The sequence below is a fragment of the Bradyrhizobium sp. P2_E8 genome (genome assembly GCF_056403875.1).
On the sequence record NZ_JBFUES010001404.1, the window covers coordinates 1 to 1,455 of the forward strand.

Below are 1,455 nucleotides of genomic sequence, written 5' to 3' on the forward strand. Positions count from 1 at the left end.
CCACAGCTCAGCAGCTACCCACAGCTCAGCAGCTACGTTCTGCGACTTCTGCGGCCGGGGGCGACGGGACTATCGATTTCATCTATAGGACAACAGCACTGGCTTGATTAGCATCGTGCCGGTGACCACATCATATGTCATCGGGGACACGTTGGCCCCGACACACAGGCAACGCATTGACCGCCTCATTCAGATGAAGGCGGTGCGACCTGCGGCTAGCAGGCTTGGGCCACGTTCGAGTACCGCTCGGCGCGGCAAACCTCTACGCAAAAGCAGCGCAACGGCACAAGCCGCCGAGGGAAACCTTGGCGGCTTTTGCGTGGGGCCAAATTGGACTAGCCTGTTGAGCTGCACGGCTCATCGGAGGGCGCGAATGTGAACTCCACCCTTAAGATCCAAAAGTCAGAAGAAACCCTGATCGAACAGATCAAGGCCGAGATCAAAAAGCGTTCAGAGGCGAAGGCCAGGCGGATGCTGCTCAAGCGGCCCAAAAGGCTGGCCAAACGCTGCGGCTAGTCGATCAGCTCGTCGGTGTCACCAGTGTCTTTGAAGAGCGTCTTCAGCAGCCGCCATAGTTCGCGGTGCCCAGGGGTTTGGCCGCCTTGCTTGAGGTAATCCGCGATATCCATTGTGGTGGTTTGCATCTCGATCGTCCCGTCGACGCGTGCATCGAAATGAGCTACCAGGCTTTGGGCTGTAAGTCAGCCGCGCTGCGCTCAGGGTCGCTTGACAACTACTTCTTCAACAGTAGTCCCATCGTTCGCGCCATGCGCCTCACCGACCCGGCATGGCGGCCGAGTTCGGCGGCTATCTTCGATGCGCCAATTCCCTGCCGGGCCAGCCCGACCAATCGTCGGACCTCCTGCTCGGCCCATTGCTTTGGCTTCGGTGTTTTCATGGTGCGTGCAGCGCTCAAGACCTGCCGACCACTTAACCGGTGCGCCTAGTTGCCAACACTTGGGAAATTTACAGGTGGTGCCTGCCACCACGAGGCTGAGCGGTGCGGCGGCTTTGGCGCGCGCGAGATGGGCGTGCGCGGCGTCCCGATTATCGCGCGAACTCTATTGGGGATATCGGACCGGCGTCGTTGGCGTAGGGAGGCCCGCTATCAAGGGTAGATCGGACCTGCCGTATGCGAGCGCCGGACCGCCGCTTTTGACCCGCTGCGGACATCCGACTGATGAGGCCGTTCGATCGGACAAAGGGCAAACGTCCGATGGCATCAGTGCAACCCGGAAATGAAATAGCTCCAAGCGGCGGCCAGTATTATACTGGTGCTACTGGAAGTGCTGTTTCAAGCGTTCGTGGAAAGATTGTTACGACCAGTCAGGGAGGAACATCTGATGACGACTATGTTTGTTAGGCACACGGTTTCCGACTACAAGACCTGGCGGAAGGTTTACGACGATTTTGCTCCGGTTCAGAAGGCGAAGGGCGTAACAGCCGAGGCTGTCT

At 58.9% G+C, this 1,455-nt stretch carries 2 protein-coding genes and 1 pseudogene; 2 read left to right on the forward strand and 1 reads right to left on the reverse strand.

Annotation, left to right across the window (positions count from 1 at the left end):
* Positions 1-375: 375 nt before the first annotated feature.
* Positions 376-516 carry a hypothetical protein gene (locus AC1D00_RS40855; RefSeq protein ID WP_167771246.1) on the forward strand — a complete coding sequence of 47 codons (141 nt, stop codon included), beginning with the start codon at positions 376-378 and terminating at the stop codon, positions 514-516.
* Here AC1D00_RS40855 and AC1D00_RS40860 read toward each other — a convergent pair.
* Entirely contained in the window at positions 513-644 is a 132-nt protein-coding gene (locus AC1D00_RS40860; RefSeq protein WP_283813899.1) for a hypothetical protein, read from the reverse strand. The genes AC1D00_RS40855 and AC1D00_RS40860 overlap by 4 nt on opposite strands.
* A gap of 669 nt (positions 645-1,313) precedes the next feature.
* Here AC1D00_RS40860 and AC1D00_RS40865 point away from each other — a divergent pair.
* Positions 1,314-1,455 (forward strand): annotated as a pseudogene (locus tag AC1D00_RS40865) (cyclase); the annotation flags it as partial.

Bases quoted from the DNA above. Each gene is read 5' to 3' on its own strand.
- AC1D00_RS40860 (WP_283813899.1), bottom strand. From the start codon at position 644: ATGCAAACCACCACAATGGATATCGCGGATTACCTCAAGCAAGGCGGC.